This is a genomic window from Polaromonas sp. P1_A2 (assembly GCF_056406895.1).
In genome coordinates, this window is the sequence record NZ_JBFTZI010000004.1 from 211,377 (window position 1) to 237,114 (window position 25,738).

At 64.1% G+C, this 25,738-nt stretch carries 28 protein-coding genes; 16 read left to right on the forward strand and 12 right to left on the reverse strand.

Annotation, left to right across the window (positions count from 1 at the left end):
* Positions 1–26: 26 nt before the first annotated feature.
* Positions 27–350: a hypothetical protein gene (locus tag AC1D09_RS17035; protein ID WP_477664227.1), complete on the reverse strand. Its 324-nt coding sequence runs from the start codon at positions 348–350 to the stop codon at positions 27–29.
* 420 nt (positions 351–770) lie between these two features.
* Between AC1D09_RS17035 and AC1D09_RS17040 the strand changes: the two genes are divergently transcribed.
* The 4 genes from AC1D09_RS17040 (at position 771) to AC1D09_RS17055 (ending at position 5,041) form a co-directional block, all read left to right on the forward strand.
* Positions 771–1,574: an endonuclease/exonuclease/phosphatase family protein gene (locus AC1D09_RS17040; RefSeq protein ID WP_477664263.1), complete on the forward strand. Its 804-nt coding sequence runs from the start codon at positions 771–773 to the stop codon at positions 1,572–1,574.
* 2 nt (positions 1,575–1,576) lie between these two features.
* Entirely contained in the window at positions 1,577–2,869 is a 1,293-nt protein-coding gene (clsB, locus tag AC1D09_RS17045) for a cardiolipin synthase ClsB (protein ID WP_477664228.1), read from the forward strand.
* A 7-nt stretch (positions 2,870–2,876) separates the two neighbouring features.
* Complete coding sequence (locus AC1D09_RS17050) at positions 2,877–3,878, forward strand: lysylphosphatidylglycerol synthase domain-containing protein (protein WP_477664229.1); 1,002 nt, start codon at positions 2,877–2,879, stop codon at positions 3,876–3,878.
* A gap of 248 nt (positions 3,879–4,126) precedes the next feature.
* Positions 4,127–5,041: a TIGR03915 family putative DNA repair protein gene (locus AC1D09_RS17055; protein WP_477701145.1), complete on the forward strand. Its 915-nt coding sequence runs from the start codon at positions 4,127–4,129 to the stop codon at positions 5,039–5,041.
* Positions 5,042–5,058: 17 nt separating this feature from the next.
* Here the strand turns inward: AC1D09_RS17055 and AC1D09_RS17060 are convergent, their stop codons facing one another.
* The 3 genes from AC1D09_RS17060 to AC1D09_RS17070 form a co-directional block, all read right to left on the reverse strand.
* Positions 5,059–5,376 carry a hypothetical protein gene (locus tag AC1D09_RS17060; RefSeq protein ID WP_477664231.1) on the reverse strand — a complete coding sequence of 106 codons (318 nt, stop codon included), beginning with the start codon at positions 5,374–5,376 and terminating at the stop codon, positions 5,059–5,061.
* A gap of 105 nt (positions 5,377–5,481) precedes the next feature.
* Positions 5,482–5,901: a PPC domain-containing DNA-binding protein gene (locus AC1D09_RS17065; RefSeq protein ID WP_477664232.1), complete on the reverse strand. Its 420-nt coding sequence runs from the start codon at positions 5,899–5,901 to the stop codon at positions 5,482–5,484.
* Between the two features lie 321 nt (positions 5,902–6,222).
* Complete coding sequence (locus AC1D09_RS17070; RefSeq protein ID WP_477664233.1) at positions 6,223–7,371, reverse strand: metallophosphoesterase; 1,149 nt, start codon at positions 7,369–7,371, stop codon at positions 6,223–6,225.
* A gap of 246 nt (positions 7,372–7,617) precedes the next feature.
* Between AC1D09_RS17070 and minC the strand changes: the two genes are divergently transcribed.
* The 5 genes from minC to AC1D09_RS17095 all read left to right on the forward strand — a co-directional run bounded on the left by minC (position 7,618) and on the right by AC1D09_RS17095 (position 11,006).
* The gene (gene minC, locus AC1D09_RS17075; protein ID WP_477664234.1) at positions 7,618–8,379 is read left to right on the forward strand and encodes a septum site-determining protein MinC; all 762 of its coding nucleotides are present in this window, start codon (positions 7,618–7,620) and stop codon (positions 8,377–8,379) included.
* An 86-nt stretch (positions 8,380–8,465) separates the two neighbouring features.
* On the forward strand, positions 8,466–9,284 hold the full coding sequence (minD, locus tag AC1D09_RS17080) for a septum site-determining protein MinD (protein WP_074578576.1): 819 nt from the start codon (positions 8,466–8,468) through the stop codon (positions 9,282–9,284).
* A gap of 3 nt (positions 9,285–9,287) precedes the next feature.
* Positions 9,288–9,548, forward strand: coding sequence for a cell division topological specificity factor MinE (minE, locus tag AC1D09_RS17085; RefSeq protein ID WP_074578574.1), 261 nt, complete (start codon positions 9,288–9,290; stop codon positions 9,546–9,548).
* Positions 9,549–9,811: 263 nt separating this feature from the next.
* Positions 9,812–10,135, forward strand: coding sequence for an antibiotic biosynthesis monooxygenase family protein (locus tag AC1D09_RS17090; protein WP_477701146.1), 324 nt, complete (start codon positions 9,812–9,814; stop codon positions 10,133–10,135).
* Positions 10,110–11,006 carry a sigma-70 family RNA polymerase sigma factor gene (locus AC1D09_RS17095; protein WP_477701147.1) on the forward strand — a complete coding sequence of 299 codons (897 nt, stop codon included), beginning with the start codon at positions 10,110–10,112 and terminating at the stop codon, positions 11,004–11,006. Before AC1D09_RS17090 ends, AC1D09_RS17095 begins: the two co-directional genes overlap by 26 nt.
* A 21-nt stretch (positions 11,007–11,027) precedes the next feature.
* Here AC1D09_RS17095 and AC1D09_RS17100 read toward each other — a convergent pair whose 3' ends face one another.
* Positions 11,028–11,870: an inositol oxygenase family protein gene (locus AC1D09_RS17100; protein ID WP_477664237.1), complete on the reverse strand. Its 843-nt coding sequence runs from the start codon at positions 11,868–11,870 to the stop codon at positions 11,028–11,030.
* Positions 11,871–11,968: 98 nt separating this feature from the next.
* Here AC1D09_RS17100 and AC1D09_RS17105 point away from each other — a divergent pair, with 98 nt between their 5' ends.
* Positions 11,969–12,808, forward strand: a complete 840-nt coding sequence (locus tag AC1D09_RS17105) for an alpha/beta hydrolase family protein (RefSeq protein WP_477701148.1) — start codon at positions 11,969–11,971, stop codon at positions 12,806–12,808.
* Between the two features lie 19 nt (positions 12,809–12,827).
* Here the strand turns inward: AC1D09_RS17105 and AC1D09_RS17110 are convergent, their stop codons facing one another.
* From AC1D09_RS17110 to dnaA, 7 genes are all read right to left on the reverse strand, one after another.
* The gene (locus AC1D09_RS17110; protein WP_477664239.1) at positions 12,828–13,052 is read right to left on the reverse strand and encodes a hypothetical protein; all 225 of its coding nucleotides are present in this window, start codon (positions 13,050–13,052) and stop codon (positions 12,828–12,830) included.
* Positions 13,053–13,222: 170 nt separating this feature from the next.
* The gene (locus tag AC1D09_RS17115) at positions 13,223–13,480 is read right to left on the reverse strand and encodes a hypothetical protein (protein ID WP_477664240.1); all 258 of its coding nucleotides are present in this window, start codon (positions 13,478–13,480) and stop codon (positions 13,223–13,225) included.
* Between the two features lie 284 nt (positions 13,481–13,764).
* Positions 13,765–14,385: a 3'-5' exonuclease gene (locus AC1D09_RS17120; RefSeq protein WP_477664241.1), complete on the reverse strand. Its 621-nt coding sequence runs from the start codon at positions 14,383–14,385 to the stop codon at positions 13,765–13,767.
* Positions 14,386–14,512: 127 nt separating this feature from the next.
* A complete protein-coding gene (locus AC1D09_RS17125) occupies positions 14,513–14,794 on the reverse strand; it encodes a DUF3297 family protein (RefSeq protein ID WP_477664242.1) in 282 nt (93 codons plus the stop codon).
* Positions 14,795–14,822: 28 nt separating this feature from the next.
* A complete protein-coding gene (gene gyrB / locus AC1D09_RS17130; protein WP_477664243.1) occupies positions 14,823–17,450 on the reverse strand; it encodes a DNA topoisomerase (ATP-hydrolyzing) subunit B in 2,628 nt (875 codons plus the stop codon).
* Positions 17,451–17,598: 148 nt separating this feature from the next.
* A complete protein-coding gene (gene dnaN / locus AC1D09_RS17135) occupies positions 17,599–18,705 on the reverse strand; it encodes a DNA polymerase III subunit beta (RefSeq protein ID WP_074580175.1) in 1,107 nt (368 codons plus the stop codon).
* 308 nt (positions 18,706–19,013) lie between these two features.
* Positions 19,014–20,408, reverse strand: a complete 1,395-nt coding sequence (dnaA, locus tag AC1D09_RS17140) for a chromosomal replication initiator protein DnaA (protein ID WP_477664244.1) — start codon at positions 20,406–20,408, stop codon at positions 19,014–19,016.
* A 414-nt stretch (positions 20,409–20,822) separates the two neighbouring features.
* Here dnaA and rpmH point away from each other — a divergent pair, with 414 nt between their 5' ends.
* From rpmH to AC1D09_RS17170, 6 genes are all read left to right on the forward strand, one after another.
* Positions 20,823–20,957 (forward strand): 50S ribosomal protein L34, encoded by a 135-nt coding sequence (gene rpmH / locus AC1D09_RS17145; RefSeq protein ID WP_007862708.1) that lies wholly within the window; start codon positions 20,823–20,825, stop codon positions 20,955–20,957.
* Between the two features lie 53 nt (positions 20,958–21,010).
* Positions 21,011–21,430, forward strand: a complete 420-nt coding sequence (locus AC1D09_RS17150; protein ID WP_477664245.1) for a ribonuclease P protein component — start codon at positions 21,011–21,013, stop codon at positions 21,428–21,430.
* Positions 21,427–21,750, forward strand: coding sequence for a membrane protein insertion efficiency factor YidD (gene yidD, locus AC1D09_RS17155; protein ID WP_477664246.1), 324 nt, complete (start codon positions 21,427–21,429; stop codon positions 21,748–21,750). The genes AC1D09_RS17150 and yidD overlap by 4 nt, the downstream gene beginning before the upstream one ends.
* Positions 21,747–23,474 carry a membrane protein insertase YidC gene (gene yidC / locus AC1D09_RS17160; protein ID WP_477664247.1) on the forward strand — a complete coding sequence of 576 codons (1,728 nt, stop codon included), beginning with the start codon at positions 21,747–21,749 and terminating at the stop codon, positions 23,472–23,474. Before yidD ends, yidC begins: the two co-directional genes overlap by 4 nt.
* Before the next feature lie 121 nt (positions 23,475–23,595).
* Positions 23,596–25,008, forward strand: coding sequence for a tRNA uridine-5-carboxymethylaminomethyl(34) synthesis GTPase MnmE (mnmE, locus tag AC1D09_RS17165; protein ID WP_477664248.1), 1,413 nt, complete (start codon positions 23,596–23,598; stop codon positions 25,006–25,008).
* Between the two features lie 187 nt (positions 25,009–25,195).
* Complete coding sequence (locus AC1D09_RS17170) at positions 25,196–25,687, forward strand: Crp/Fnr family transcriptional regulator (RefSeq protein WP_007862691.1); 492 nt, start codon at positions 25,196–25,198, stop codon at positions 25,685–25,687.
* The last annotated feature ends 51 nt before the right edge of the window (positions 25,688–25,738 follow it).

Genomic DNA, 25,738 nt, shown 5'->3' on the forward strand with positions numbered 1-25,738 from the left:
CGCCGCCCCAAGGCGGATCGGCGGTCTTAATGGTTGTCGCCCTTCGCAGGGCCTTGCGCGCCGCCGGTCGAGGTCGCGGCGGCATCACGCGCGGCGGAGTTCCGGGCACGTTTGGCCGCGCGTTTCTCGCGCTTTTCGGCCCTGGCGACCGCGCGGTCGGCCTTGGCGGCCGTGCGTGCTTCAGGCGTCGTGGCCGGACCGCCCGCAGGCGCCGCCGCAACCTGGTCCTGTACCTTGGTGCTTCCGGGTGGCGTCGTGGTGTCCGTCTGCGCATGGACTTGCGCGCCCAGCAACAAGGCGGAAACAATCGCGGCCGCTGCGGGAATGGACTTCATTGAAATTTTCGTCATGGTGATTTCCTCTTCGGTTGGCCCCATTGAATAAGGCGTGTTGGATAAACAGGCCCTGAAGTGATGGCGGGGCTGGTTTCAATTTAGGGGCCGGGCCGCGGCGGACTTGCCGGAGAGGCCCGCCGCGCCATGTAGGACACTGCGCCCGCGGCGTGTGGTTGCGCCCATTTCCGTGAAACTGTTCACACGAAAGGGTCAGCCAGGCTCGTGTACAAATAAGTTTCTGTCCTACACCTGGGAAAAGACGCGCGGGGCCACAATGGCTGTCCGGGTGACCGCCCTCCTGCCTGCCGCACTCCTGCGCGTTTCCCCGACTGCCTTATGCAAAATCTTCCGTCCGACTCATCCCGCCGCCGCGCGCCCGACGCGCTGTCCGTCGCCGTGCCCACCCGGCCGCCCAAAGCCGGCACACGCGTCGACATGGCCGCCGTCGAGGCCGACACCCAGACCGCGCTGGCGGCCGTGAGCCCCGAGTCCTCGTTTTCCTTCAAGGTGCTCACGGTCAACATCCACAAGGGCTTTACCTTCTTCAACCGCAAGTTCATCCTGCCCGAGCTGCGCGAGGCGGTGCGCAGCGTGGGCGCGGACGTGGTGTTCCTGCAGGAAGTGACGGGCAACCACGTCAAGCACGCCGACAAGTTCGACAACTACCCCGACACGCCGCACTACGAATTCCTGGCCGACACCATCTGGCCGCAGTTCGCCTACGGCCGCAACGCCGTCTACACCAACGGCCACCACGGCAACGCGGTGCTGTCGAAATTTCCCATCGTGCGTTTTGAAAACCGCGACGTCTCCATCAGCGGCCCCGAGCGCCGCGGCCTGCTGCATTGCGAGCTGCAGATCCCCGGCCGCAGCGTCAACGTGCACGCCATCTGCGTGCACCTGGGCCTCATGGAAACGCACCGCGAGCAGCAGATGGACATGCTGTGCGAGCTGGTGCGCAAGGACATCCCGCCGCACGCCCCCGTGGTGGTGGCCGGCGACTTCAACGACTGGCGCCACCGCGCCCATGCGCGGCTTGAAAAAGGCGCCGAGCTGCACGAGGTTTTTGTGCAGGCCAACGGCCACGCGGCGCGCACCTTCCCCGCGCGCCTGCCCCTGCTGCGCCTGGACCGCATCTATGTGCGCAACGCCATAGGCCATGCGCCCGTCGTGCTGCCGCTGCGGCCCTGGTCGCACCTCTCAGACCACGCGCCCTTGGCGGCAGAAATAGAGCTCTGAGCATGACCAGGTGGGTCAGCGGCAACCAGTTCCACCTGCTCGAGAACGGCGAGGAGTTTTTCCCGCGCGTGTTTGAGTGCATCGCCGCCGCCAAACGCGAAGTCGTGCTGGAAACCTTCATCCTGTTTGAAGACAAGGTCGGCGAAGAGCTGCACGCGGCCCTGCACCAGGCCGCGCGGCGCGGCGTGCAGGTCGACGTGACCATAGACGGCTACGGCTCCCCCGACCTGTCGCCCGAATTCATCTCCACCCTCACGCGCGCCGGCGTGCGCGTGCATGTGTTCGACCCGGGCCCCAGGCTCTGGGGCTGGCGCACCAACCTGTTTCGCCGCATGCACCGCAAGATCGTGGTGGTCGACGGCGAGCGCGCCTTTGTGGGCGGCATCAACTACTCGGCCGACCACCTGGCCGACTTCGGGCCCCAGGCCAAGCAGGACTACGCCGTTGAAATCGAAGGCCCGCTGGTCGCCGACATCCACAGCTTTGTGCTTCGCGCCTTGGCCGCCGGCCAGCGCAATGCCGGCGCCGAGCCGCTGCATGGCCTGCGCGAGCGCTTTTCCGACCGCGCGCGTTCGCTGGCCGGCGCCTGGCGCGGCGACAGCATTCCCGCGCCGGTGGGCGAGGCCTCCGCGCTTTTTGTCACGCGCGACAACCGCAAGCACACCAACGACATCGAGCGCCACTACCGCGCGGCCCTGCGCACGGCGCGCAAGCGCGTGGTCATCGCCAACGCCTACTTCTTCCCCGGCTACCGGCTGCTCAGGGAAATGCGCCACGCCGCGCGGCGCGGCGTGGACGTGCGCCTGATCCTGCAGGGCGAGCCCGACATGGCCATCGTCAAGACCGCCGCCAGCATGCTTTACCACCACCTGCTGGACGCCGGCGTGCGCATCTACGAATACTGCGAGCGGCCGCTGCACGGCAAGGTGGCCGTCATCGATGACGACTGGGCCACCGTGGGCTCCAGCAACCTGGACCCGCTCAGCCTCTCGCTGAACCTGGAGGCCAACGTCGTCATACGCGACCCGGGCTTCAACAGCGAGCTGGGCGCGCGGCTGGAGGCCCTGATCCGGCACAGCTGCAAACAGGTGACCCATGAAAGCCTGGTGGAACCCAGCTGGTGGCGCACCGTGCGCAGCTACTTTGTGTTCCACCTGCTGCGCCGCTACCCGGCCTGGGCCGGCTGGCTGCCCGCGCACACGCCGCGCATCACGCCCGCCGGCCAGGAGCTTCCCGCCAAGGCCGGCGCCACCGGCCGCGACCCCAAGCCGGTGGGCCAGGCCAAACCCGTGTGAGCGCCTGATGGCTTCAAGCCGCAGCCCCCTGCGCGGCCGCCCCTGGTGGCCCTGGCTCAGGCGCGGCGCCACCGCCGTGTTTTTTGCGCTGGTGGCCGCCTTGCTGGCGTCGCAGGTGCGCAGCATTGAATGGGGCGAGGTGCTCAGCTCACTGGCGGACTACCCCCTCAGCGCCGCCTGGGGCGCCGTGGCCCTGGCCGCGGCCAGCTTCACGCTGTACAGCTGCTTTGACTTGCTGGGCCGGCACTACACGCACCACAAGCTCAGGGCCTCCACCGTGATGCTGGTGACCTTCACCAGCTACGCCTTCAACCTCAACCTCGGCTCGCTGGTGGGCGGCGTGGCCTTTCGCTTTCGCCTGTACTCGCGCCTGGGCCTCAAGCCCGGCGCCATCACCCGCGTCATGTCCATCAGCATGCTGGCCAACTGGATGGGTTATGTGCTGCTGGCCGGCCTAGTGTTCAGCCTGCACCCGCCCACCTTGCCGGCGGACTGGCCCGTCACCGCCAGCTACCTGCGCCTGGCCGGCCTGGCGCTGCTGGCGGCGGCCGCCGGCTACCTGGGCATTTGCGCCTTCACGCGCCGGCGCCACTACATAGTGCGCGGCCACACCCTGGAGCTGCCCTCGCCGCGGCTGGCCATCCTTCAGTTGCTGATGGGCGCCGGCAACTGGCTCATCATGTCGGGCATCCTGTACATCCTGCTGCAGCACCGCATCGAGTTCTCCGCCGTCGCCAGCGTGCTGCTGCTGGCGGCGGTGGCCGGCGTCATCACCCACATCCCCGCCGGCCTGGGCGTGCTGGAGGCGGTGTTTGTCGCCCTGCTCTCGCACCTGATGCCGCAGGCCGAGCTACTCGCCGCCCTGGTGGCCTACCGCCTCATCTATTACCTGGCGCCGCTGGGCATTGCCACGGCGGTCTATGCGGTGATGGAAGCCCATGCCAGAAAACTGGCCCGCGCGGCCAGGGCGGCCCAGCCCCCGCGAAACGCCCACCCCGCCACGCGCTGAGCCGCGCGGGCCCGCAGCCAGGCGGTTTCAAGCTGGTTTAGGCGCCAAAGCCACACGCCACAAAGGTTTTGGGCCCAGGCTCTGTGCTCATGAACCCAAACTACTGTATATTAATACAGTGTTTTTGGTTTTCTCTTTCCCGGCGATGCGCCGCCCGCACCCGGGAAGTCGGCTTCTTTGCCTACAGCCGCGCCTGAACCCGCGGCGGCACCATGAAGTCAGACCGTGAAGCAGAAAGGATGTATCGCATGGGCGTGATGAATGACCTGCTGACGACCGACCTCTTTCCCCAGGCCGCGCTGCCCGTCGCGTTGCGCGGCCAGACGGACTTCGAAGGTTTTCGCCGTGCCGCGCGCGGCCTGCTGGCGCAGAACATCCTGCCCGCGCAGGTCAGCTGGCAATGCGGCGATGCGCCAACACCCCAAGCCCCGCAGGCCGCCGGCAGCGCACACAGCCCGGCCTTCAGCGACGCGCCCGCCGTCAGCGTGCCGCCCGAATTCCTCGCGCTGTGCCAGGCCGCCGTGCTGCACCGCAACCCGCAGCGCTTTCAGCTGCTCTACCGCCTGCTGTGGCGCCTGGTGCATGAACCCGAACTGCGCCACACACCACAGGACGCCGACATGGACCAGGCCCGCCAGATGGCCGACGAGGTGCGCGAGGACATCCGCAAGATGAAAGCCCAGCTGCGCTTTCGCTCGGTGCAGGACGACAGCTTCAGGGCTCGCCCCCTTGCCGGGCCGCTGCACGTCGCCTGGTACGAGCCTGAACACCACATTGTCGAAGCCGTGGCGCCCACTTTCGCCAAGCGCTTTTCCCTGATGCGCTGGGCCATCCTCACCCCCGGGGGCAGCGTCGAGTCCGACTACCTGGGCCCGCAGGACTTTGCGGCGGACGCAATACCACCCGGCGAGGGCCTGGCCGCACTGCGCTTCGGCCCGGCCGCCGACCCGCAGGATGCACCGGCCCTGGATGCCGGCGAACAGCAGTGGCTGGCGTACTACGAACAGGTCTTCCACCCCGCGCGCCTCGCACGGCGCCGCCTGCTGCAAAAACAGGCAGCGCCGCAGCGCTACCGCAAGGGCCGCAGCCTCATAGGCCGCAAAGCCCATGCGCCCCGGGCACCAGGCCCCGGTCGCGCCGGCAGCCCATCGCTTTCGCTCTAAGCAGCAACCAAGAAACGCTAAGGCCTGCGCGCGTCCGATGCCGGCGCCTCGGGCGGCACCACCGTGTCACGCCCATCGCGGCTGACAGGCGGCAGTGTGGGCCGTGATGTCGAATCGCGCGGGTCCGGCGGTGGAATGGAGTTGTCCGGCGGCAGCGCGCGGCGCGCCGGGTTGCGGTTCAGCGGGTTCTTCAAAGGCACGGCGGGCTGTTGCACGGCGCCCGGCTCCGCCGCAGGTGTTGGCGCTGTGGTTTGCGCCTGCGCCATGGGCCCGGCCAGCAAGGCCAGCGCCGTGCCAAGCGCCAGGGGGATGGGGTGGATTTTTCGCATGGCCATGAATGACTCCTTCATCAAGCCGCATGGATGCCCTTGCAAGGCTTGTTGCCTTTCACTGTACGCCGATCAAAGCCCAAAACCATGGCCGGAACGCCGGCCGCGCCGTCAGGCCCGGCCTACAGGCTTTGCCACCAGCTCCTTGAAACCGGTTTGTGCATCACGCTCACGCGTGAACACCCAGCCCGGCAAAGGCGCCAGCACGATTTCCGCCGTGGTCCGCACCACACAGCCCGGCATCACATGGCCGCCGCGCATCTCGCCACGCGCCGTCGCCACGCTGGCATGCAGATGCACGCCGTCGGCGCTCAGCGTGCCTGACAAGGTGATCAGTTCCAGCGGCTCCACCAGCACCGTGCCCTCAGGTTCGGCTGCATAGCGCAAGACGGCTTGGGACAGGCTGCCCACGGCCGAGATGATGCAGGCCGCGGTCGTGCTCTGCTCCACCTGCAGCTGGGCGAAGGCCTTGGTCAGGGTGGTGCGGAGGTCTTCTCCAGGTTGCAGCCGCAGGACGTGGGTTTGGGGCATGAGGTGAGGTTAATGGTGTGGCTGTTGGAGTTCAAGAGGGGTTCTCTCCTCTTGCTCCTGCTGGCCGGGGTTGCCCGGCGGCAACTCACTTTTCTTTGCTTCGCCAAAGAAAAGTAAGCAAAAGAAAGGCGACCCTGGTGTCTGCGTCCCTTCGCTTCGCTACGGACAACCTGCGGTGCTCGGTCCAGCCGGGGTCTGGCTAAACTCGCTACGCTGCGCTTCGCTCAGACAACGCCAGCCCTTATCCGTCTGGCCCTCCGCTCCTCGGCGCATACACAAGGGGTGGGGACAAGAAATACCAAACAGCCAAATACCGAAAACCTATGCGGCTACCAGTCGCAGAGCGGTAATCTCCGACGGTGCCCCAAACCGCTTGGGCGGCCCCCAATATCCCGTCCCGCGACTCGTATAAACCCATAGGTTCTGCAGCTTGTGCAAACCCGCCGTGAACGGCTGCTGAAACCGCACAAACAGGTTCCACGGATAGAACTGCCCGCCATGCGTGTGGCCCGACAGCTGTAAATCAAAACCCGCTTTGGCGGCCGCAGCCGCGCTGCGCGGCTGGTGGGCCAGCAGCACGCGCACGGCGTCCAGCGGCGCGCCTGACAAGGCCGCTTCGGGGTCGCTGCGGTGGGCCGGGTCGAAGTGGCCGGCGCTGTAGTCCGTCACACCGGCCAGCACCAGCGGCTTGCCGTTCTGGCCCGGCTGGCGGATCACCACGTGTTCGTTCATCAGCACCGTCAGGCCCAGGCGGCGCAGCTCGTCCACCCAGGCGTGGGCGCCCGAGTAGTACTCGTGGTTGCCGGTCACAAAAAAGGTGCCGTGGCGCGACTTCAAGTCCGCCAGCGGCGCGGTGTGGGCCGCGAGCTCGCCGACCTTGCCGTCCACCAGGTCGCCGGTGATGGCCACCACGTCGGCGTCCAGCGCGTTGACCTTGTCGACAATGCGGCGCAGGTATTGCTGCTTGATGGTCGGCCCCACATGGATGTCGCTGAGCTGCGCCAGGGTAAATCCCTGCAGCGCGGGCGGCAGGCCCTTGATGGGCACGTCGACTCTGACCACGGCCGCGGTGCGCCGCGCATTCAAAAAACCCAGCAGGGTGACCAGCAGGCCCAGCAGCGGCACGGCTTCGGCCGAGGCGATGCGCAGCCAGGCCAGTGGCAACTGGCCTGGCACCAGCAGGTCGGCCAGCCACAGCAGCAGCAAGCCGGCGTCGCGCGCCAGCGTCAGCACAAACAGGGACGAGAACAGGCCCATGAACAGCAACCCCACCCAGGTCAGCACATCGGCAAGCGGCTGTTTGGCCACACGCCCGGCCATCAGGCCCAACGGCATCAGCAGCGCCGACAGCGCCAGGCCGATGATGAGCAGCCACTGGACAAGGGGAAGGGCCTGGAGCCCGGGAACAAGGCGTGCGCCAATGTAAACATGGAGCAGCGCGGTTACAAGCGCCAGCGGCAGGAAGTTCATGAACAGGGTTCCGGTAATGAGCACTGCATATGGGTGCAGGCCGCATGCATTCAATGCCAAAACGCTTTCCGGTGATGGACGGCGATGGACGGCGCCAGCGCACCAAGGCCGTGCACGCGGCTTTTACGCGTTTCACCCGCTCACAACTGCGACAAAGCGTGCGGCTCAATCCCGCACTTCACGGGCTACCCTCGGCCATCTTTTCATTTGCCGCTTCGCCAGCCGGCTTTCTCCGCCCATGCGCCTATGACCGTCGCCCTCCAGGCCACCACTCCCGCCACCTTTGAAATCAAAAGCGCCAACCTGCCCCTGGTGGCCTTGCTGCTCAAGTCCACCGACCTCGTCGCGCTGGCACGCGAACTGGAAGCGCGCTTTGGCGACATCCCCGACTTCTTCGACCAGGACGCGCTGATGGTCGACCTCTCGCCCTTGCCGCCGGCGGCCGGTGACATCGACTTTCCGGCCCTGATCAGCCTGCTGGGCAGCTACCAGCTGGTGCCTCTCACGGCCAAGGGCGGCAGCCCCGCGCAAATGGCGGCGGCGCTGCAGGCCGGCCTGCTGCCCGTGCCCGATGCGCACCTGGTGCCGCCGCGGCCCGTAGTGGCCGCGCCACCCGCGCCAACACCTGTTGCCCCTGTTGCATCGGCGCCCGCCGCACCGCTGGGTGCCCTGGTCGTCGACAAGCCCTTGCGCTCCGGCCAGCAGGTTTATGCGCGCGGCCGCGACCTGGTGGTGCTGGCCATGGTCAATGCCGGCGCCGAAGTGATTGCCGACGGCCACATCCATGTCTATGCGCCGCTGCGCGGCAAGGCCATGGCCGGCGCGCGCGGCAACACCGAGGCGCGCATCTTCTCGCTGGCGCTGGAGGCCGAGCTGCTGTCGATCGCCGGCGTCTACCGCACCAGCGAACACCCCCTGCCGCCCGGCATGGCCGGCAAGCCCACACAGGTGCGGCTCGTTCCGGGCGACGAGGGCGACAAACTCGTGATGAATGTGATGTCAGCATGAACACAGCCACTTTGCTTCCCCCTGCTCCCACTGCACACCCTGCCTCCACCCAAAACACCTCTCCCGTTCTCCAAGGAAATTCAAGCATGGCAAAAATCATTGTGGTCACCTCCGGCAAGGGCGGCGTGGGCAAAACCACCACCAGCGCCAGCTTTGCCACCGGCCTGGCGCTGCGCGGCCATAAAACCGCGGTCATCGACTTCGACGTGGGCCTGCGCAACCTGGACCTCATCATGGGCTGCGAACGCCGCGTGGTCTATGACCTCATCAACGTCATCCAGGGCGAGGCCACGCTGAACCAGGCCCTGATCAAAGACAAGCAGTGCCACAACCTGTTTGTGCTGGCCGCCTCGCAAACCCGCGACAAGGACGCGCTGACCAAAAGCGGCGTCGAGAAGGTGCTCAAGGATCTGGGCGAGATGGACTTTGAATACATCGTCTGCGACTCCCCCGCCGGCATAGAGACCGGCGCGCTGATGGCCATGCATTTTGCCGACGAGGCCCTGGTGGTGACGAATCCCGAGGTCTCATCGGTGCGCGACTCCGACCGCATTTTGGGCATGCTCTCCAGCAAGACCCAGCGCGCGATTGCCGGCGGCGACCCCATCAAGGAACACCTGCTGATCACCCGTTACAACCCCGGCCGCGTCGACCAGGGGCAGATGCTTTCACTCGAAGACATCCAGGATATTTTGCGCATCAAGCTCATAGGCGTGATCCCCGAATCCGAGTCCGTGCTGCAGGCCTCCAACCAGGGCGTGCCGGCGGTGCACATGAACGGCAGCGACGTCTCCGAAGCCTACAAGGACGTGGTCGACCGCTTCCTCGGCGACAAGGACAAGCCGATGCGGTTTATCGATGCGCAAAAGCCGGGGATCTTCAAGCGCTGGTTCGGAGGCAAATAAAGCATGGCGTCTTTTTTGTCCTTCCTGCTTGGCGAGAAGAAGAAAACCGCCAACGTCGCGAAAGAGCGGTTGCAGATCATCCTGGCGCACGAGCGCACCGACCGCAGCCCCAAGCCAGACTACCTGCCCGCGCTGCAACGCGACCTGATCGCGGTGATTGCCAAATACATTCCCATCAACCCTGAGCACATCAAGCTGCACCTGGAGCGGCAGGACAACCTCGATGTGCTGGAAGTGAAGATCGAGCTGCCCGACAAGAAGTAGCCGGCAGCCCTCTCCTGTGGGCATCCCGCTGGCGCCGTCAATGGCGCCACGGCCTCGCCAAAAAAAAAACGCCTGGACCGATTCGTTTGGCCCTTACCCAACGTCTATACAGGTACGAGCCCTCCTGTACGGGTTCGCGGAGCCTGTTCATGTCGATACCACACCCCCCCGGCCGGCCTGGCCGGCGCAAGCTGCTTGCCGGCGCGCTGGTGCTCGCGGCGAGCGCGCCCTTTGCCTCACCCTCCCAACCGAAACCCCACACCATGACACTCAACATCAACCCCGATGCCAAACTCACCACGCTGATCAACGTCTTCAGCGTCTCCCCTGAAAACCTCGACCGGCTTGTGGCGCTGCTCAAGGAAGGAACCGACGCCTGGATTTCCAAGGTCCCCGGCTTCGTCTCGTCCTCTTTGCATGTCTCGCGCGACGGCAAGCGCGTGATAATCTACGGCCAATGGCGCAGCGCCGACGCGATCGCGACGATGCGGCAGCGCCCCGAAATGCCGGAATACTTTGAACGCATCAAGGCGATCGCGCAGATGGAAGCGACGATTTGTGATGTCATCTCCACCATTGCCGCCTGATTCGCATCCCCTGTCGTCGGTGGACCTCGAGCGGCTGCGGCCCACCTTGCACCGCTACTGCGCCAGGATGGTGGGCTCAGCCCTCGACGGCGAGGACATTGTCCAGGACGCCCTGGTGCGCGCGCTGGAGTCGGCCCCGCCAGACCACCCGATAGCGAACCCCGAAGGCTGGCTGTTCCGCATCGCCCACAACCTGGCGCTCGACTTGCTGCGCCGCAGGGCGCGCGCGAACGGCACGCAGGAAGAAGACGACATGGACCTGATCGTCCATCCCGTCGACGAACTGGCGCGGCGCGAGGCCGCCGCAGCGGCTTTGCCGACCTTTATGCACATGCCCGCGTCGCAGCGCAGCGTGGTCATCCTGTTCGATGTGCTGGACTATTCCGCCGAAGAGGTCGGCGAGATCCTCGGCACCACGGTGCCCGCGGTCAAGTCCCTGCTGCAGCGCGGGCGCGGCCGCCTGCGCGAGCTGGTGGGGCAAACGGCGGCGGCGGGCAAGCGCGCCGCATTGTCCGCCGCGGAAGAAGGGCTGCTGCGAAGGTATGTAGAGCTGTTCAATGCCCACGACTTCGACACGCTTCGCACCATGCTGGCCGCCGACGTGCAGCTCGACCTGGTGAACCGGGTGCGCCTGCAGGGGCCTGCCGTCGGCGAGTACTTCACGCGCTACAAACAGGCGCCGGGCTGGAGAGCCTGGCCGGGCCTGGTCGAAGGCCGGCCGGCCGTGCTGATTCAGCAACAAGCGCTTGCCGAGCCGCGGCGGCCGGACTACTTTGTCGTGCTGGATTGGTCCGGCGAACGCGTCTCGGCGATTCGCGATTTTCTTTTTGCCCGCTATGTGATGGCGGACGTTGAACACGCGTCGCTGTAGCCGTGCCGCCCTCGGCGATCGCTACAGCTTGAGGCTGGCCGGCAAATACTTGGCCATCAGCTCGTCGTAATAAGGCTTGAGTTCAGCCAGCACCGGCGGCTTGTCATTCTTGGAATAGAGGTCGTAGGGGTTAAACCTCTGCACCCATGAGAGGTGCGCCTTATCCTGGGCATCGGTCAAATGCCCATACTCCCCTTCCCGGTGCCAGGCATAAAACGAGTGGTAGCGGATCATGTACAGCGCCGGCAGCGGCAGGTAGGGCCTCATGAGCTGGTACAAATATTCGTCGTGACCCCATGACATGTGCACCGCATCCAGCCCGCAGCCGGGCGTGTAGATGCCGTTCTCGCTGTTGTAGCGGGCATCGCTGCTGTCAGGGTTCAGCGCGAAGTACTCGGGGTACACAATGCGCTCCGAGAAACGGCAACCCACCGGAAAGGTGTCGCCCACCACCGCCCATTGCGGCTCGCCGAACAGGCACAGCACCTTGCCCAGGTCGTGGATAAAACCCGTCAGCACAAACCAGTCGGGGTGGCCGTCGGCGCGAATCGCTTCGGCGGTCTGCAGCAGGTGGCTGATCTGCGGCAGCTCGATGTCGGGGTCGGACTCATCGACCAGGGTGTTCAGGAACTCCAGCGCCGCCCAGGGCGTCATCTCGCGCTGCCCAAAACCCAGCCACTGGGCCTTCTTGGCCCGCACAAAGTCCAGCGTCTGGTGCTGGTGGTTGTTGCGGTAAAAGTTGCGCACCCTGTCCATGCCGGGCTGGTCGTAATCGCGGTAGGCGGCGCGCTCGGGCTCGCTGGCCAGCAAGGCGGTGGTTTGTAAAGCGGGGCTGGCGGCGTGGGGCGTGGCGGCGTTCATCATCAGCCGATTGTAGAAAGCGCCGCCACTGCGTGCAAACCCGCTGGCGCGCCGGGCCGCAGCGGCTATATTGGGCCGCACCCCGTGCACCGAAAGCGCTTATGCCACGCACAACCCCCTTACGTGCCCTCTTCTGCACCCTCGCTGCCGGCCTGTTGCTGGGCCTGTGTACCCTCCTGGTCGGCCGCCCGGCTTTTGCGCAAAGCACTGCGCCGCGTGTGATCGACATCCCCACCCGCCCCGGCGTCACCCAGCGCTTTGTCTACATCGCCCCTTCGGGCGCGCCCAAGGCCTCGGTCATCCTGCTGGCTGGCGGCCATGGCGGCTTGCAGATCAACGAGGCCGGCAACTTTGGCTGGGGCGGCGGCAACTTCCTGGTGCGCACGCGCCAGCTGTTCGCCGACGCCGGCCTGGCCGTCGCCGTCATCGACGCGCCTTCCGACAAACAGTCGCCGCCCTACCTCTCAGGCAACCGGCAAAGGCCTGAGCACAGCGCCGATGTACTGGCCGCCATTGCCTGGCTCAAACAGCAATCACCGGCCCCCGTGTGGCTGGTCGGCACCAGCCGCGGCACCCAATCGGCCGCCTACATCGCCACCGAGGCCTCGCCGGCCCAGGGCGGCCCCGACGGCCTGGTGCTGACCTCCAGCATCCTGCTGGACCCCAACGGCCGCGCCGTGCCCCGAATGCCGCTGGAAAAACTCGCCATCCCCGTGCTCGTGGTCCACCACGAAAGCGACGGCTGCAAGGTCTGCCCCTTCAGCGAGATACCGGCCATGATGGACAAGCTCAGCAAAACACCCAAAGCCGAACTCATCAGCATCAGCGGCGGCCAAAGCCGCGGCGACCCCTGCGAGGCCATGGCCTACCACGGCTTTAACGGGCTGGAGGCCGACGTCGTCGGCAAGATCAGCCGCTGGGTGATTGCGGCCAAGCCTTAAGAGAGAGAAGACAGGCCGCTCAAGCCTGCTCAGGCTTGTCCTGCGGCAGGTCGCTGGGGCTGCTGCCCACGGCCGCATGGTTGAGCGCCAGGCTCACACCCGCGCGCTTTTCCGCCTTCTGCATGGTGTCCATCACATCCGGGTCCGGCGCCACACCCCAGGCCATGGCGGTGGTCAGCACCACCAGCGAGGGAATCGCGCGCAAATAACGCGGGCGGAACAAAAAGTCGGCAAGCTTCTTCATGGCAGGCACTCCGGTCACAACATCAGAAAAACAACAAGCCTCGATGCTGCGCCGCCCGCCTTAGGGCCGTGCGTCTGCCATGTTGCGCTATGTATCAATTTGCGCCAAGGCCCAGCCGGCGCGGCCCAGCGGCCGGCAGCTTTACGTAAATGCCTGCCCGGCAGGGCCGGCTAGGCCCTGCCGCGGCGCGACTGCAGCTGGTTGCTGCCGCCCACATGCGACTCGCGGTCGCTGCGGCTGTTGGCCGTGCGCTGGCCTTCGTTGCGCTGGGTGGGCTTTTGCTCGCCCACCTGGTTGAAGTCGTTCTCCACCTTGCCGCCATGGCCCGAGGCTTTGGGTGCGGTGCTGTTGTCGTCCTGCACGCTGGGGTCATTCGCCGCGGCAGGCTGCTTGCCCGTTCGTTTGTTGCCGTTGGATTTGTTGGGCATGGGTGTCTCCTGGTGAGGGGGTTGAACATGGGTGAAGGCCTTGGCAGGCCGGCCGCTTGCGCAAACCATCCAGCCGCATCACCCGCGTATTCACCATTCTGGAAACCCCAAAACACCACCCGTGTCAGACAGCGCCCTGTACCCCCGCACGACAAGGCGAACTCGGGTCAGCTCCCATCGCTTGTTCCTTGTTGATCGAGAAGGAAAAAGCTTAACTCCGCGACAAGGGCATGGCAGTCCACAAGCCTCAAAGCTCGCGGGCTATCGATCCACGGACGCCTTCCTCACACGCCAGCGTATCTCGACATCAGCGCCGGCACAGCCGGCCTCGCACAACGCTGCAACGCAAGCAGCAAACCATGGTCAGGCCGCGCCACCCGGTGCCGGCTGCGCAAATCATCCTGGATCTGCCCCAACAGGGAGGCCGCCATCTCGGCATCGGCCATGGCCCTGTGGGCGCGGCCGGCTTTGGGCAAGCGGTGGTAGTCGATCAGCACGCCTAGTTTGTGGCTGGGCGCCTGGGGATACAGCCTTCTGGCGACCAGCATGGTGCAGGCAAAGGGCTGGCTGGCTGCTCTTTCGCCGGCCAGACCCAGTTCAGCTTCCCAGAAGCGGCGGTCAAAGGAGGCGTTGTGGGCCACCATGGGGGCGCTGCCGACAAAGCGGCTGGCTTCCCTCATCACGGTATCGGCCGCGGGTGCGGCGGCGACCATGGCGTTGCTGATGCCTGTCAGGCTTTCGATAAAGGACGGGATATAGCGCCCCGCGTTCATCAGGCTCTGGAAACGGTCCACCACTTTGCCGCTGGCTTCTTCGACGAGCACGATGGCGATTTCGGTGGCGCGGTCGCCCATGGCCGGTGACAGGCCTGTGGTCTCGAAGTCGATGACGGCGATGCAGCTCATGGCTTTTTGCTGTTGTTGTTCACGCAAAGAAAAACACCATGAAGATCACCTGCGGGAGGTAAACACTTCATGGTGTTGATCGTGGCCGGGTTTGTCATGCTTGCACCGGCCCGGGCCAAGCAGTGGCTTATTTGTAAAACGACTCAACCTTGCCCTTGAGCTTGATCATCAACGGGTTGCCCTTGCGGTCCACCTTGTTGCCGACGGGGACCTTGATCCAGCCTTCGCTGATGCAGTATTCGGCAACGTCAAAACGTTCCTTGTCGTTAAAGCGTATGCCTACGTCATGCTCAAAGATGGCCCTGACGAAATGCGGGCTGCGCTCGTCGGTGGAGAGGTGGTCGGGCAGCGCCGGGCGTTCTGTTGTCGCCGCTGCTGCTGCCGTGGTGGTCGTGGTTTCTTCGGTCATGGAATCGGAAAAGGGGGTTGGTCGTGTATCAAACGTCGATATTGGCGGCACGCAAGGCGTTCTGCTCAATAAACTCGCGGCGCGGCTCGACCTCGTCGCCCATCAGCATGGTGAAGACGCGGTCGGCCTCGATGGCGTCGTCGATCTGCACGCGCAGCAGGCGGCGCACGGTGGGGTCCATGGTGGTTTCCCACAACTGGGCGGGGTTCATCTCGCCCAGGCCTTTGTAGCGCTGGCGGGCGGTGGCATTCTCGGCCTGGCCGATCAACCAGGCCATGGCCTGGCGGAAGTCGCTGATTTTTTCTTCTTTCTGGCGCTCGCCTTCGCCGCGCATGACTTTGGCGCCTTCGCTGCTGATCAGGCCCCGGAAGGTGGCGGCCGCTTCGGCCAGGGTGGCGTAGTCGGCGCCGTGCACAAAGTCCTGGGTCAGCACGCTGCTCTTGACATTGCCGTGGTGGCGGCGGCTGATGCGCAGAATCGGTTTGTCGTTGCGGGTGTCGAATTCGCCGGCCACTTCGGCGGGGGTGCCGGTGGTGTTGAGTTCACGCAGCTTGGCCTGCAGGGCCACGGCTGAGACTTCCGCATCGGCCACGGTGTCGAGGTTCAGGCTCACGCCGTCGGCAATCGCGCGCAGGGCCTCGGCATCCATAAAGCCGCGCAGGCGGGCAATGACGGACTCGGCCAGCTGGTGCTTGCGTGCGAGCTCGGCCAGGGTGTCGCCGGTGAGTATCGATTTTTCGTCGGGACCGACCTGCACGCTGGCATCCTTGAGCGCAATGCGCAGCAAAAAGCCGTCCAGGGCCGCGGTGTCCTTGAGGTATTGCTCTTCCTTGCCGGCCTTGACTTTGTAGAGCGGCGGCTGGGCGATGTAGATGTGGCCGCGCTCGACGAGCTCGGGCATCTGGCGGTAGAAGAAGGTCAGCAGCAGGGTGCGGATGTGGGCGCCGTCAACGTCGGCGTCGGTCATGATGATGATGCGGTGGTAACGCAGCTTGGCGACGTTGAAGTCGTCGGTACCGGCCGTGCCGCCCACGCCGCCGGCCTTGCCTATGCCGGTGCCCAGGGCGGTGATCAGCGTCAGGATTTCATTGCTGGTCAGCAGCTTTTCGTAGCGGGCTTTTTCGACGTTGAGGATCTTGCCGCGCAGCGGCAGGATGGCCTGGAATTTACGGTCGCGGCCCTGTTTGGCGGAGCCGCCGGCGGAGTCACCCTCGACCAGGTAGATCTCGCACATGGCGGGGTCTTTTTCCTGGCAGTCGGCCAGCTTGCCGGGCAGGCCCATGCCGTCGAGCACACCTTTGCGGCGCGTCATGTCGCGGGCCTTGCGCGCGGCTTCACGGGCGCGGGCGGCTTCAATGATCTTGCCGACGATGATCTTCGCGTCGTTGGGGCGTTCCTGCAGGTAGTCGTGCAGCAAACGGCTCACGATGTCTTCGACCGGGCCGCGCACTTCGCTGGAAACCAGCTTGTCCTTGGTCTGGCTGCTGAACTTGGGCTCGGGCACCTTGACGCTGAGCACGCAGCACAGGCCTTCGCGCATGTCGTCGCCGGTGACTTCGACTTTCGCTTTTTTGGCCAGCTCGCTGTCGTCGATGTATTTGTTGATGACGCGGGTCATGGCGGCGCGCAGGCCTGTCAGGTGGGTGCCGCCGTCACGCTGGGGAATGTTGTTGGTGAAGCACAGCACCTGTTCGCTGTAGCCGCTGTTCCACTGCATGGCGACTTCGACGCCGATGTTGGTGCCCTGGTCGCTCTGGCGGTCGCCCATGGCGGCAAACACATTGGGGTGCAGGACGGTCTTGCCCTTGTTGATGAACTCGACAAAACCCTTGACGCCGCCGGCGCCAGCGAAGTCGTCTTCCTTGCCGGTGCGCTCGTCTTTCAGGCGAATGCGCACGCCGTTGTTGAGGAAGCTCAGTTCGCGCAGGCGCTTGCTGAGGATCTCGTAGTGAAAATCGTTGTTCTCTTTGAAGATCTCGGTGTCGGGCAGGAAGTGGACTTCGGTGCCGCGCTTGTCGGTGTCGTCCATGACCTTCATGGGTGATACTTCGACGCCATCGACGGTCTCGACGATGCGGTTCTGCACAAAGCCGCGCGAGAACTCCATGACATGGACCTTGCCGTCGCGGCGGATGGTGAGGCGCAACATCTTGCTGAGTGCGTTGACGCAGCTCACGCCCACACCGTGCAGGCCGCCTGAGACCTTGTAGCTGTTCTGGTTGAACTTGCCGCCGGCGTGCAGCTCGGTCAGGGCGATTTCGGCGGCCGAGCGTTTGGGCTCGTGCTTGTCGTCCATCTTGATGCCGGTGGGGATGCCGCGGCCGTTGTCGGTGACGCTGACGGAGTTGTCGGTGTGGATGGTGACGACGATGTCGTCACAGTGGCCGGCCAGGGCTTCGTCGATGGAGTTGTCGACCACCTCAAAGACCAGGTGGTGCAGGCCCGTGCCGTCGGAGGTGTCGCCGATGTACATGCCGGGGCGCTTGCGCACGGCTTCCAGGCCTTCCAGGATCTGGATGGAGCCTTCACCATAGGCTTCGGACGCGCCGGCCTGGTTGGTGTCGATTTTGGGCTGGAAATTGGAGCTTTCCTCGGTGGCCGCGCCTTCGGACACATGCACCTGTTCGGCTTCGTTCACTTTGTTTTCTTCAGTCATATCCGGCTTCTTTTCCGATCTTTTCACGAGCTATTTCGTGAGCTGTTTCGCGATCTCTTTTCGAATTGCTTCGATTTCTTCAATCTCTTGAATGACCAAACCCGCGTAGGGTCGCGGGTCTGATGGTTGTTGGCGTGTGTTCAGCGCGCTAGATGCGCATGGGCATCACCACGTATTTGAAGGCCGAATCGTCGGGGATGGTCAGCAGCGCGGAGCTGTTGGAATCGGCCAGTTCGATCTTGACCATGTCCTGGTCCATATTGGCCAGCGCGTCTATCAGGTAGGTCACGTTGAAGCCGATTTCGATGGCGTCGCCGCCGTAGTCAATGTCGAGCTCGTCGACGGCTTCTTCCTGCTCGGCATTGTTGGAGGCCACGCGCAGGGTGCCGGGCTCGATGTTCAGGCGCACGCCCTTGAACTTTTCGCTGGTCAGGATGGCGGTGCGCTGCAGGCTGGCCAGCAGGGGCACGCGGCCCAGGGTGATGATGTTCTTGTGGTTCTTGGGGATCACGCGGTTGTAGTCGGGGAACTTGCCTTCGACCAGCTTGGTGACGAATTCCATGCCTTCAAAGCTGAATTTGGCCTGGTTGCCGGCGAACTGCATCTCGATGGCGCCTTCCTTGTCGCTGAGCAGGCGCTGCATTTCGAGCACGGTCTTGCGCGGCAGGATCACTTCCTGCTTGGGCACTTCGACGTCCAGCATGGCCGAGGAAAACGCCAGGCGGTGGCCGTCGGTGGCGACCAGGCTCAGCTGCTTGCCTTCGGCGACAAACAGGATGCCGTTGAGGTAGTAGCGGATGTCGTGCACGGCCATGGCGAAGGAGACCTGGTTGAGCAGCTCCTTGAGGACTTTTTGCGGCACCGAGAAGCCGGGGCCGAAGTTGGCGGCTTCCTGGACCAGGGGGAAGTCTTCGGCGGGCAGGGTTTGCAGCGTGAAGCGGCTTTTGCCGCCCTTGAGGATCAATTTGTTCTGCGAGGACTCGAGCGAGACGGTCTGGTCGCTGGGCATGGAACGCAGGATGTCGATGAGCTTGCGGGCACCCACGGTGGTGGTGAAGTTGCCGCTGTCGCCGTCGAGCTCGGCGGTGGTGCGGATCTGGATTTCAAGATCGCTGGTGGTCAGCTGCACCTGTGCGCCGGTTTTGCGGATCAGCACGTTGGCCAGAATCGGCAAGGTGTGCCTGCGCTCCACGATGCCGGCGACCGATTGCAGTACCGACAAAACTTTATCCTGGGTTGCTTTCAGAACGATCATGACTTCCTCTGTATATATCTTTAATTCTTTAATTCAAATTAGTAGTAGTAGATAAGGGGGGAGCCCATCTGTGGATAGTGCCATTTTCCCCTTTTTGATCAACCACTTGGCGTTTGTTTAACCATGTGCCCAGATGCCTTGGAAGTTCACTGCCGGATATGAACAACTTTCGATTGTCATCTGCTTCTGTGGATAAACCATGGGTTGTTCAAAAGTTGTCCCCAAACTTGTTGTGAAGGCCTTTGAGCCCGGGATTGGGGCCTGAAAACTGAGCGCTAAAGGATTCATTTGCCATATATGAAGTGCTTTCAGCCTTTCAGGGTCTGTTCCAGCACATGCAACTGCTGGTTGAGCTCGGTCATCTGCTGGCGCTCCGCAGACATCTTGCGCACGGCGTGCAGCACCGTGGTGTGGTCGCGCCCGCCGAAGAGCTCGCCGATCTCGGGCAGGCTCTTCTGGGTCAGTTCCTTGGCCAGGTACATGGCGATCTGGCGCGGCCGGGCGATGCTGGCGGGCCGTTTCTTGGAATACATGTCGGCGACCTTGATCTTGTAATAGTCGGCGACGGTCTTCTGGATGTTCTCCACGCTGATCTGCCGGTTCTGGATGGACAGCAGGTCGCGCAATGCCTCCCGGGCCAGCTGGATGGAGATTTCCTTCAGGTTGAAGCGCGAATAGGCCAGGATCTTGCGCAGCGCGCCTTCGAGCTCGCGCACATTGGAGCGCACGTTCTTGGCAACGAAGAAGGCGACTTCCTCGGGCATGGAGGCGCCTTCGGCCTCGGCCTTGCGGATCAGGATGGCCACGCGCATTTCGAGCTCGGGCGGCTCGATGGCGACCGTCAGGCCGGAATCAAAGCGCGAAACCAGGCGTTCGTGGATGTCCGTCAAACCCTTGGGGTAAGTGTCGCTGGTCATCACGATGTGCGACTTTTTGGTCAGCAAGGCCTCAAAAGCGTTGAAAAACTCTTCCTGGGTGCGGTCCTTGTTGGCGAAGAACTGGACGTCGTCGATCAGCAGCAAATCCAGGGAGTGGTAACGCTCCTTGAATTCATCAAAAGTCTTGCGCTGGTAAGCTTTAACCACATCTGAAACAAATTGTTCAGCATGGATGTAGAGAACTTTGGCCGCGGGGTTGTCCACCAGCAGTTTGTTGCCGATGGCGTGCATCAAATGGGTCTTGCCCAGACCGACGCCGCCGTAGATAAAAAGCGGGTTGTAAAGCTGGCCCAGGCTGCTGGACACATGCAGGGCGGCGGCCCGGCCCATGCGGTTGGCCGTGCCTTCAATCAGGGTGTCGAAGGTCAGCGCGCTGTTGAGCCGGTTTTTGAAAGGCGCGCCGGCGGCTTCTTCGGGAACGCCCAGGCCGGCGGGCTCGGGGATATTCGAGCCTTCAAAGCTGCGGATCAGGGAATTCGATTTGACGGGCGCTTCGCGAGGAGCAAGCGCTAACTCAAGGGCGATGGCCTGGCCGGAAATTTTCTCGAGCAGGGCCGAAATACGGCCGGCATACTGGGCGCGCACCCAGTCCAGTTTGAAGCGGTTGCCCACCAGAACCGTGACTTTGGAGAGGTCGGCCGCGACGTCAACCACCAGCGGACGGATCCAGGTGTTGAACTGCTGCTCGGGCAATTCCTGCGCCAAATGGTCGACGCAGCTTTGCCACAAGCCCTGGCTCAGGTTTTGGACGGATGCCTCACTCATGCTGGTTTTTGCCGGGTTGCCGGCCTGGCAGAAGGGGCCGGGCGGCGTGTCGCTGCTTGTGGATATTGTTAATTTTGAGCACCGGCAATTGTAGTCCGGGCGGGGAGTTATCCACAAAATAAATGCTCAGTGTTTCAACCTATTTTCGGGCTGTCCAGATCGGTTCTGGCGGCCCTGCGGCGGCCCCTGGGAAGCGGCTGAGTAAGTGGCCGGGCGCTTCTCAGCCTTTACCCCCAATGAGCGGGCTAACTTGTTGCCAGCGTTGGGAAATCTGCGATAATCATGGGTTTCCCTGATTCGCAGCGGGTTTTCGCCTGTTTGCAGACTTGCAGAGTTGGTTGTGTTGTACGGCCACCAAGATCATTCGAATCGCCCAGGGGAAGCTTTGTAGCTGACCGGCTAACAGGACTCATCATGAAACGCACATACCAACCTTCCAAAGTCAAACGCGCCCGCACGCACGGCTTTCTGACGCGCATGAAAACGCGCGGCGGCCGCGCAGTGATCGCCGCGCGCCGCGCCAAGGGCCGCAAACGCCTGGCTGTCTAAGCCTGTCGTTTTTGCTGGCCATCCGCAGTTTTCCGAACTGAGGCCTGGCGCTCGTGCAGCGGCTTCAAACCCGTTCCCAGTTCCAGGCAGTCCTTGCCGGCGCCATCGTTGCAAAAACAACGCACTTCGCATTGCACCGCAATGCGCTGGACGCCAGGCCGGTGCAAACCGAGTCCGGCGGCCCTGTTGATGCCCTTGCGGCAAGGTCGCTGTTCCCCATCCAGGACACCTGGCTCGGGGCCATGGTTCCCAAACGCTGGGCCAAACGGGCTGTCACGCGCAACGCCATCAAACGCCAGATTTACACCGTGAGCGCTGATTTTTCGCATCAGTACCCCGAGGCCGCTTATGTGGTCCGCTTGCGGCGTGATTTTTCGCGCACCGAATTCGTCAGCGCGAGCTCCGAGCCGCTGAAGCAGGCCGTGCGCGCCGAAGTCCAGGCCCTGATGCAGGCCGGAGCCAAAGCGCCATGAGCCTGCCGGCCGCCATCGTCCGCTTGCCGCAAACGCTGTTGATAGGCCTGGTCAAAGGCTATCGCCTGCTGCTCAGCCCCTGGCTGGGCTCGGCCTGCCGCTTTGAGCCGACCTGTTCCGCATATTCTTTAGAGGCGCTGCAGCAGCACGGCGCCGCCGTGGGCAGCTATCTCACGCTGCGCCGCCTGGCCCGCTGCCACCCCTGGTGCGAAGGCGGGCACGATCCCGTACCGCCGGCCACCGCGGCGCGCCCCTTCTCTCTCTTTTCCCGCCTGGCCACGCCCGTGGCCCCTACCCCTTCTAAAAAGACGCCGTCATGAACGACATCCGCCGCACCATCTTGTGGGTGATATTTGGTTTCTCCATGGTCCTCCTGTGGGACCAGTGGCAGGTTTTTAACGGCCACAAGGCGACCTTCTTCCCCTCCAGCACGCAATCCGCCAAGGCGCCCGCCGCTGGCGCGGCCGCTTCCGCGCCGGCTGCCGGTGCCGCGGCCTCCTCGGTGCCCGCGCCCCAGGCCGCCAATGCGGCGCCCGCCGCGCCGGGCAGCGTGCCCACAGGCGCACCCAGCCTCACGCCCGCGGCCGCCAAGGAGCGTGTGGTGGTGAACACCGACGTGCTCACGCTGACCTTTGACAGCGAGGGCGGCACCCTGGTGCATTCGGCCTTTGCCAAATACAAGGACCAGACGCACAAGGACCAGGGTTTTGTGCTGCTCGATGAAAGCGCCAACCGCGTTTATGTGGCGCAGACCGGCCTGATCGGCGGCAGCGCTCCCGACAGCTTTCCCACGCACAAGACCCTGATGAAGCTTGTCCCCGGCGAGCGTTCGCTGAAAGACGGCCTCGACGAGCTTGAAGTCAAGTTCGAGTCGGCCGACGTCGGCGGCCTCAAGGTGGTCAAGACCTATACGCTCAAGCGCGGCGCCTATGACATCGCGGTCCGCCACGACGTCGTCAATACCGGCACGGCCGCGGTTTCGCCGCAGCTCTACCTGCAGCTGGTGCGCGACGGCAACAAGCCGCCCGGAGAGTCGTCCTTCTATTCCACCTTCACCGGCCCGGCGATTTACACCGAAGCCAAGAAGTACCAGAAGGTCGAGTTCAAGGACATCGAGAACAACAAGGTAGACGTTGAGAAACAGGCCAGCAACGGTTATGCCGCCATGGTGCAGCACTACTTCGCTTCGGCCTGGATATTGGGCGACGGCATCAAGCGTGACCTGTTCTTCAAGAAGGTCAGCACCAACCTCTACTCTGTCGGCATGATCACCTCGCTGGACACGATCGCGCCAGGCGCGAGCAAATCCATCGACTCGAAATTTTTTGTCGGCCCGCAGGAAGAAAAAACCCTGGAAGCCATTGCCCCCGGCCTGGAGCTGGTGAAGGACTACGGCTGGCTCACCATCCTGGCCAAGCCGCTGTACTGGCTGCTCGACAAGCTGCACGGCTTCATCCACAACTGGGGCTGGTCCATCGTGGCGCTGGTGCTGCTGCTCAAGGTGGCTTTTTACTGGCTCAACGCCAAGGCTTACGCCAGCATGGCCAAGATGAAGGCCATCAACCCCAAGATCATGGAGATGCGCGAGCGCCTGAAGGACAAGCCGCAGGAAATGCAGCAAGCCATGATGAAGATCTACCGCGAGGAAAAGGTCAACCCCATGGGCGGCTGTTTCCCCATCATGATCCAGATCCCGGTGTTCATCGCGCTGTACTGGGTGCTGCTGTCCAGCGTCGAAATGCGCAATGCGCCCTGGATAGGCTGGATCCACGACCTCTCGGCGCCGGACCCCTTCTTCATCCTGCCCATCGTGATGACGCTGACGACCATGCTGCAGACGGCGCTCAACCCCGCGCCGCCGGACCCCATGCAGGCCAAGCTGATGTGGTTCATGCCGCTGATCTTCAGCGTGATGTTCTTCTTCTTCCCGGCGGGCCTGGTGTTGTACTGGATCACCAACAACATCCTGTCCATCGCCCAGCAGTGGGTGATCAACACCCGCATGGGCGTGCCGCCGCAGTTCAACCTGCCCAAATTCAACTAAGGCGGGGCAGAAAATAAAAATTGGGCCGCTTCGCGGCCCTTTTTTCTTTGGAAGCTGATGGGGGCCTGTCCGCCGCGCCCGGCCGGCCCCACCAGCCGATTGCCGCTTAATATCTAGCACCATGCTGGCCCGACACCACGACCCCATCGTTGCCATCGCCACCGCGCCCGGCCGCGGTGCCGTGGGCATTGTGCGCGTCTCCGGCAAACACATAGGGCCCGTGATCGAAGCGCTGTGCGGCCGCGCGCTGCTGCCGCGCCAGGCGACCTACCTGCCCTTTCGTGACGCGCAGGGCGCGGCCATAGACCAGGGGCTGGCCCTGCATTTCCCCGCGCCCCATTCCTATACCGGCGAAGACGTGCTGGAGCTGCAGGCCCATGGCGGGCCCGTGGTGCTGCAGCTGTTGCTGGCGCGCTGTCTGGAAGCCGGCGCCGCGCTTGACCCTGTCACCGGCCAGGCCGCCCTGCCCCGGCTGCGTGTGGCGCAACCCGGGGAATTCACCGAACGCGCCTTCCTCAACGACAAGATAGACCTGGCCCAGGCCGAGGCCATCGCCGACCTGATTGACGCCAGCACCGAAACCGCGGCGCGCTCGGCCGCGCGTTCGATGTCGGGTGAGTTCTCGCTGGCGGTCAACGCGCTGCTCGAGCAGCTGATCCACCTGCGGATGCTGGTGGAAGCCACGCTGGACTTTCCGGAAGAAGACATCGACTTCCTGCAGAAGGCCGATGCGCAAGGCCAGCTTACGCGGCTGCAAACGACGCTGGCCGCCGTGATGCAGCGCGCCGTGCAAGGCGCGCTGCTGCGCGAAGGCATCAAGGTGGTGATCGCGGGCCAGCCCAATGCCGGCAAAAGCTCATTGCTTAACGCACTGGCCGGCGCCGAGCTTGCCATCGTCACACCAATTGCCGGCACGACGCGCGACAAGGTGTCGCAGCTGATCCAGATCGAGGGTGTGCCCCTGCATGTGGTGGACACCGCCGGCCTGCGCGATGCGCTCGACGAAGTGGAAAAAATCGGCGTGGAACGCGCATGGGCCGAAATCGCCAGCGCCGACGCCGTGCTCTTCCTGCACGACCTGACCCGCCACACCGCCGACTACCTGGCCGCCGACGCGCACATCGCGCAGGTGCTGGGCCGCGAGCTGCCGCGCAACACGCCCGTCATCGATGTGTGGAACAAATCCGATGCGGCAGGCGCGCAGGTGTTGGGCGCCATCAAGGGCGGCGTGTTGATCTCCGCCAAAACCGGCACCGGTTTGCAGGACTTGCGCAACCGGTTGCTGGATGTCGCGGGCTGGCAGGCCGTGCCCGAAGGCGTGTTCATGGCCCGCGAGCGCCATGTGCGCGCGCTGCGCCAGGTGCAAGAGCAATTCACCAGAGCCGGCGCGCAGCTTCATGCGGCGCAGCCGGCGCTGGACCTGCTGGCCGAGGACCTGCGGCAGGCCCAGCTGCACCTGGGCGAGATCACCGGCGCGTTCACCCCGGACGACCTGCTGGGTGAAATTTTCTCGAGATTCTGTATTGGAAAGTAGTAAGCGGGCGGCCGGCGAACGATAGGCGGGGCCCACGCGCAGACCAGCGGTCGCAAACCCCCTGAAAGGGTTAAAAATGGCCTGTTCTCGAGGGGAAATTACAAATCGGACCACCCCTGTATCAGGTGTAAGTGGGCGTTAAGAGCCCTTGCTGCTGTTGTAGTGCGAAGGTATCTTCCGTTGCACTATGAACGCTCCACTCCCCGCCGCCATCCGTTTTGACATCCAGGGCCTGGCCCAGGCCATCCTGCATTGCCACGCCAGCGATGCCTTGCGTTGTCAATTCAACCAGCCGCATTGGGACATCCTGGCCAGCTACCTGCAGCCGTTTGCCCTGAACAGCGGCCAGGTGCTGATGGAGCAAGGCGCGCTGGACCGTACGCTGTACTTTGTGGAAAGCGGCACGCTCAGCGTCCATTACGAAGATGAAAAAGCGCGCGTGCGCATGGCCCTGGTCGGTGCCGGCACCGTGCTCGGCGAAGGCGCATTCTTCTCGCACATGCCGCGCAGCGCCACGGTGCATGCCTCGACTCCTTGCAAGCTCTGGTGCCTCACGCCCATGCGCTTCCTTGAACTGGCCAATCGCCACAGCCCCATCGCACTGGAGCTGACCATGGCCATGGGTTCGGTGATGGCCAAGCGCCTGTACAACCGGCCCAAGCGCGTTGCGGTGACCTGAGGCGGCGGGTCGGCGAATTCAAAGCATATACAGCAGTCATCAGACAACGGT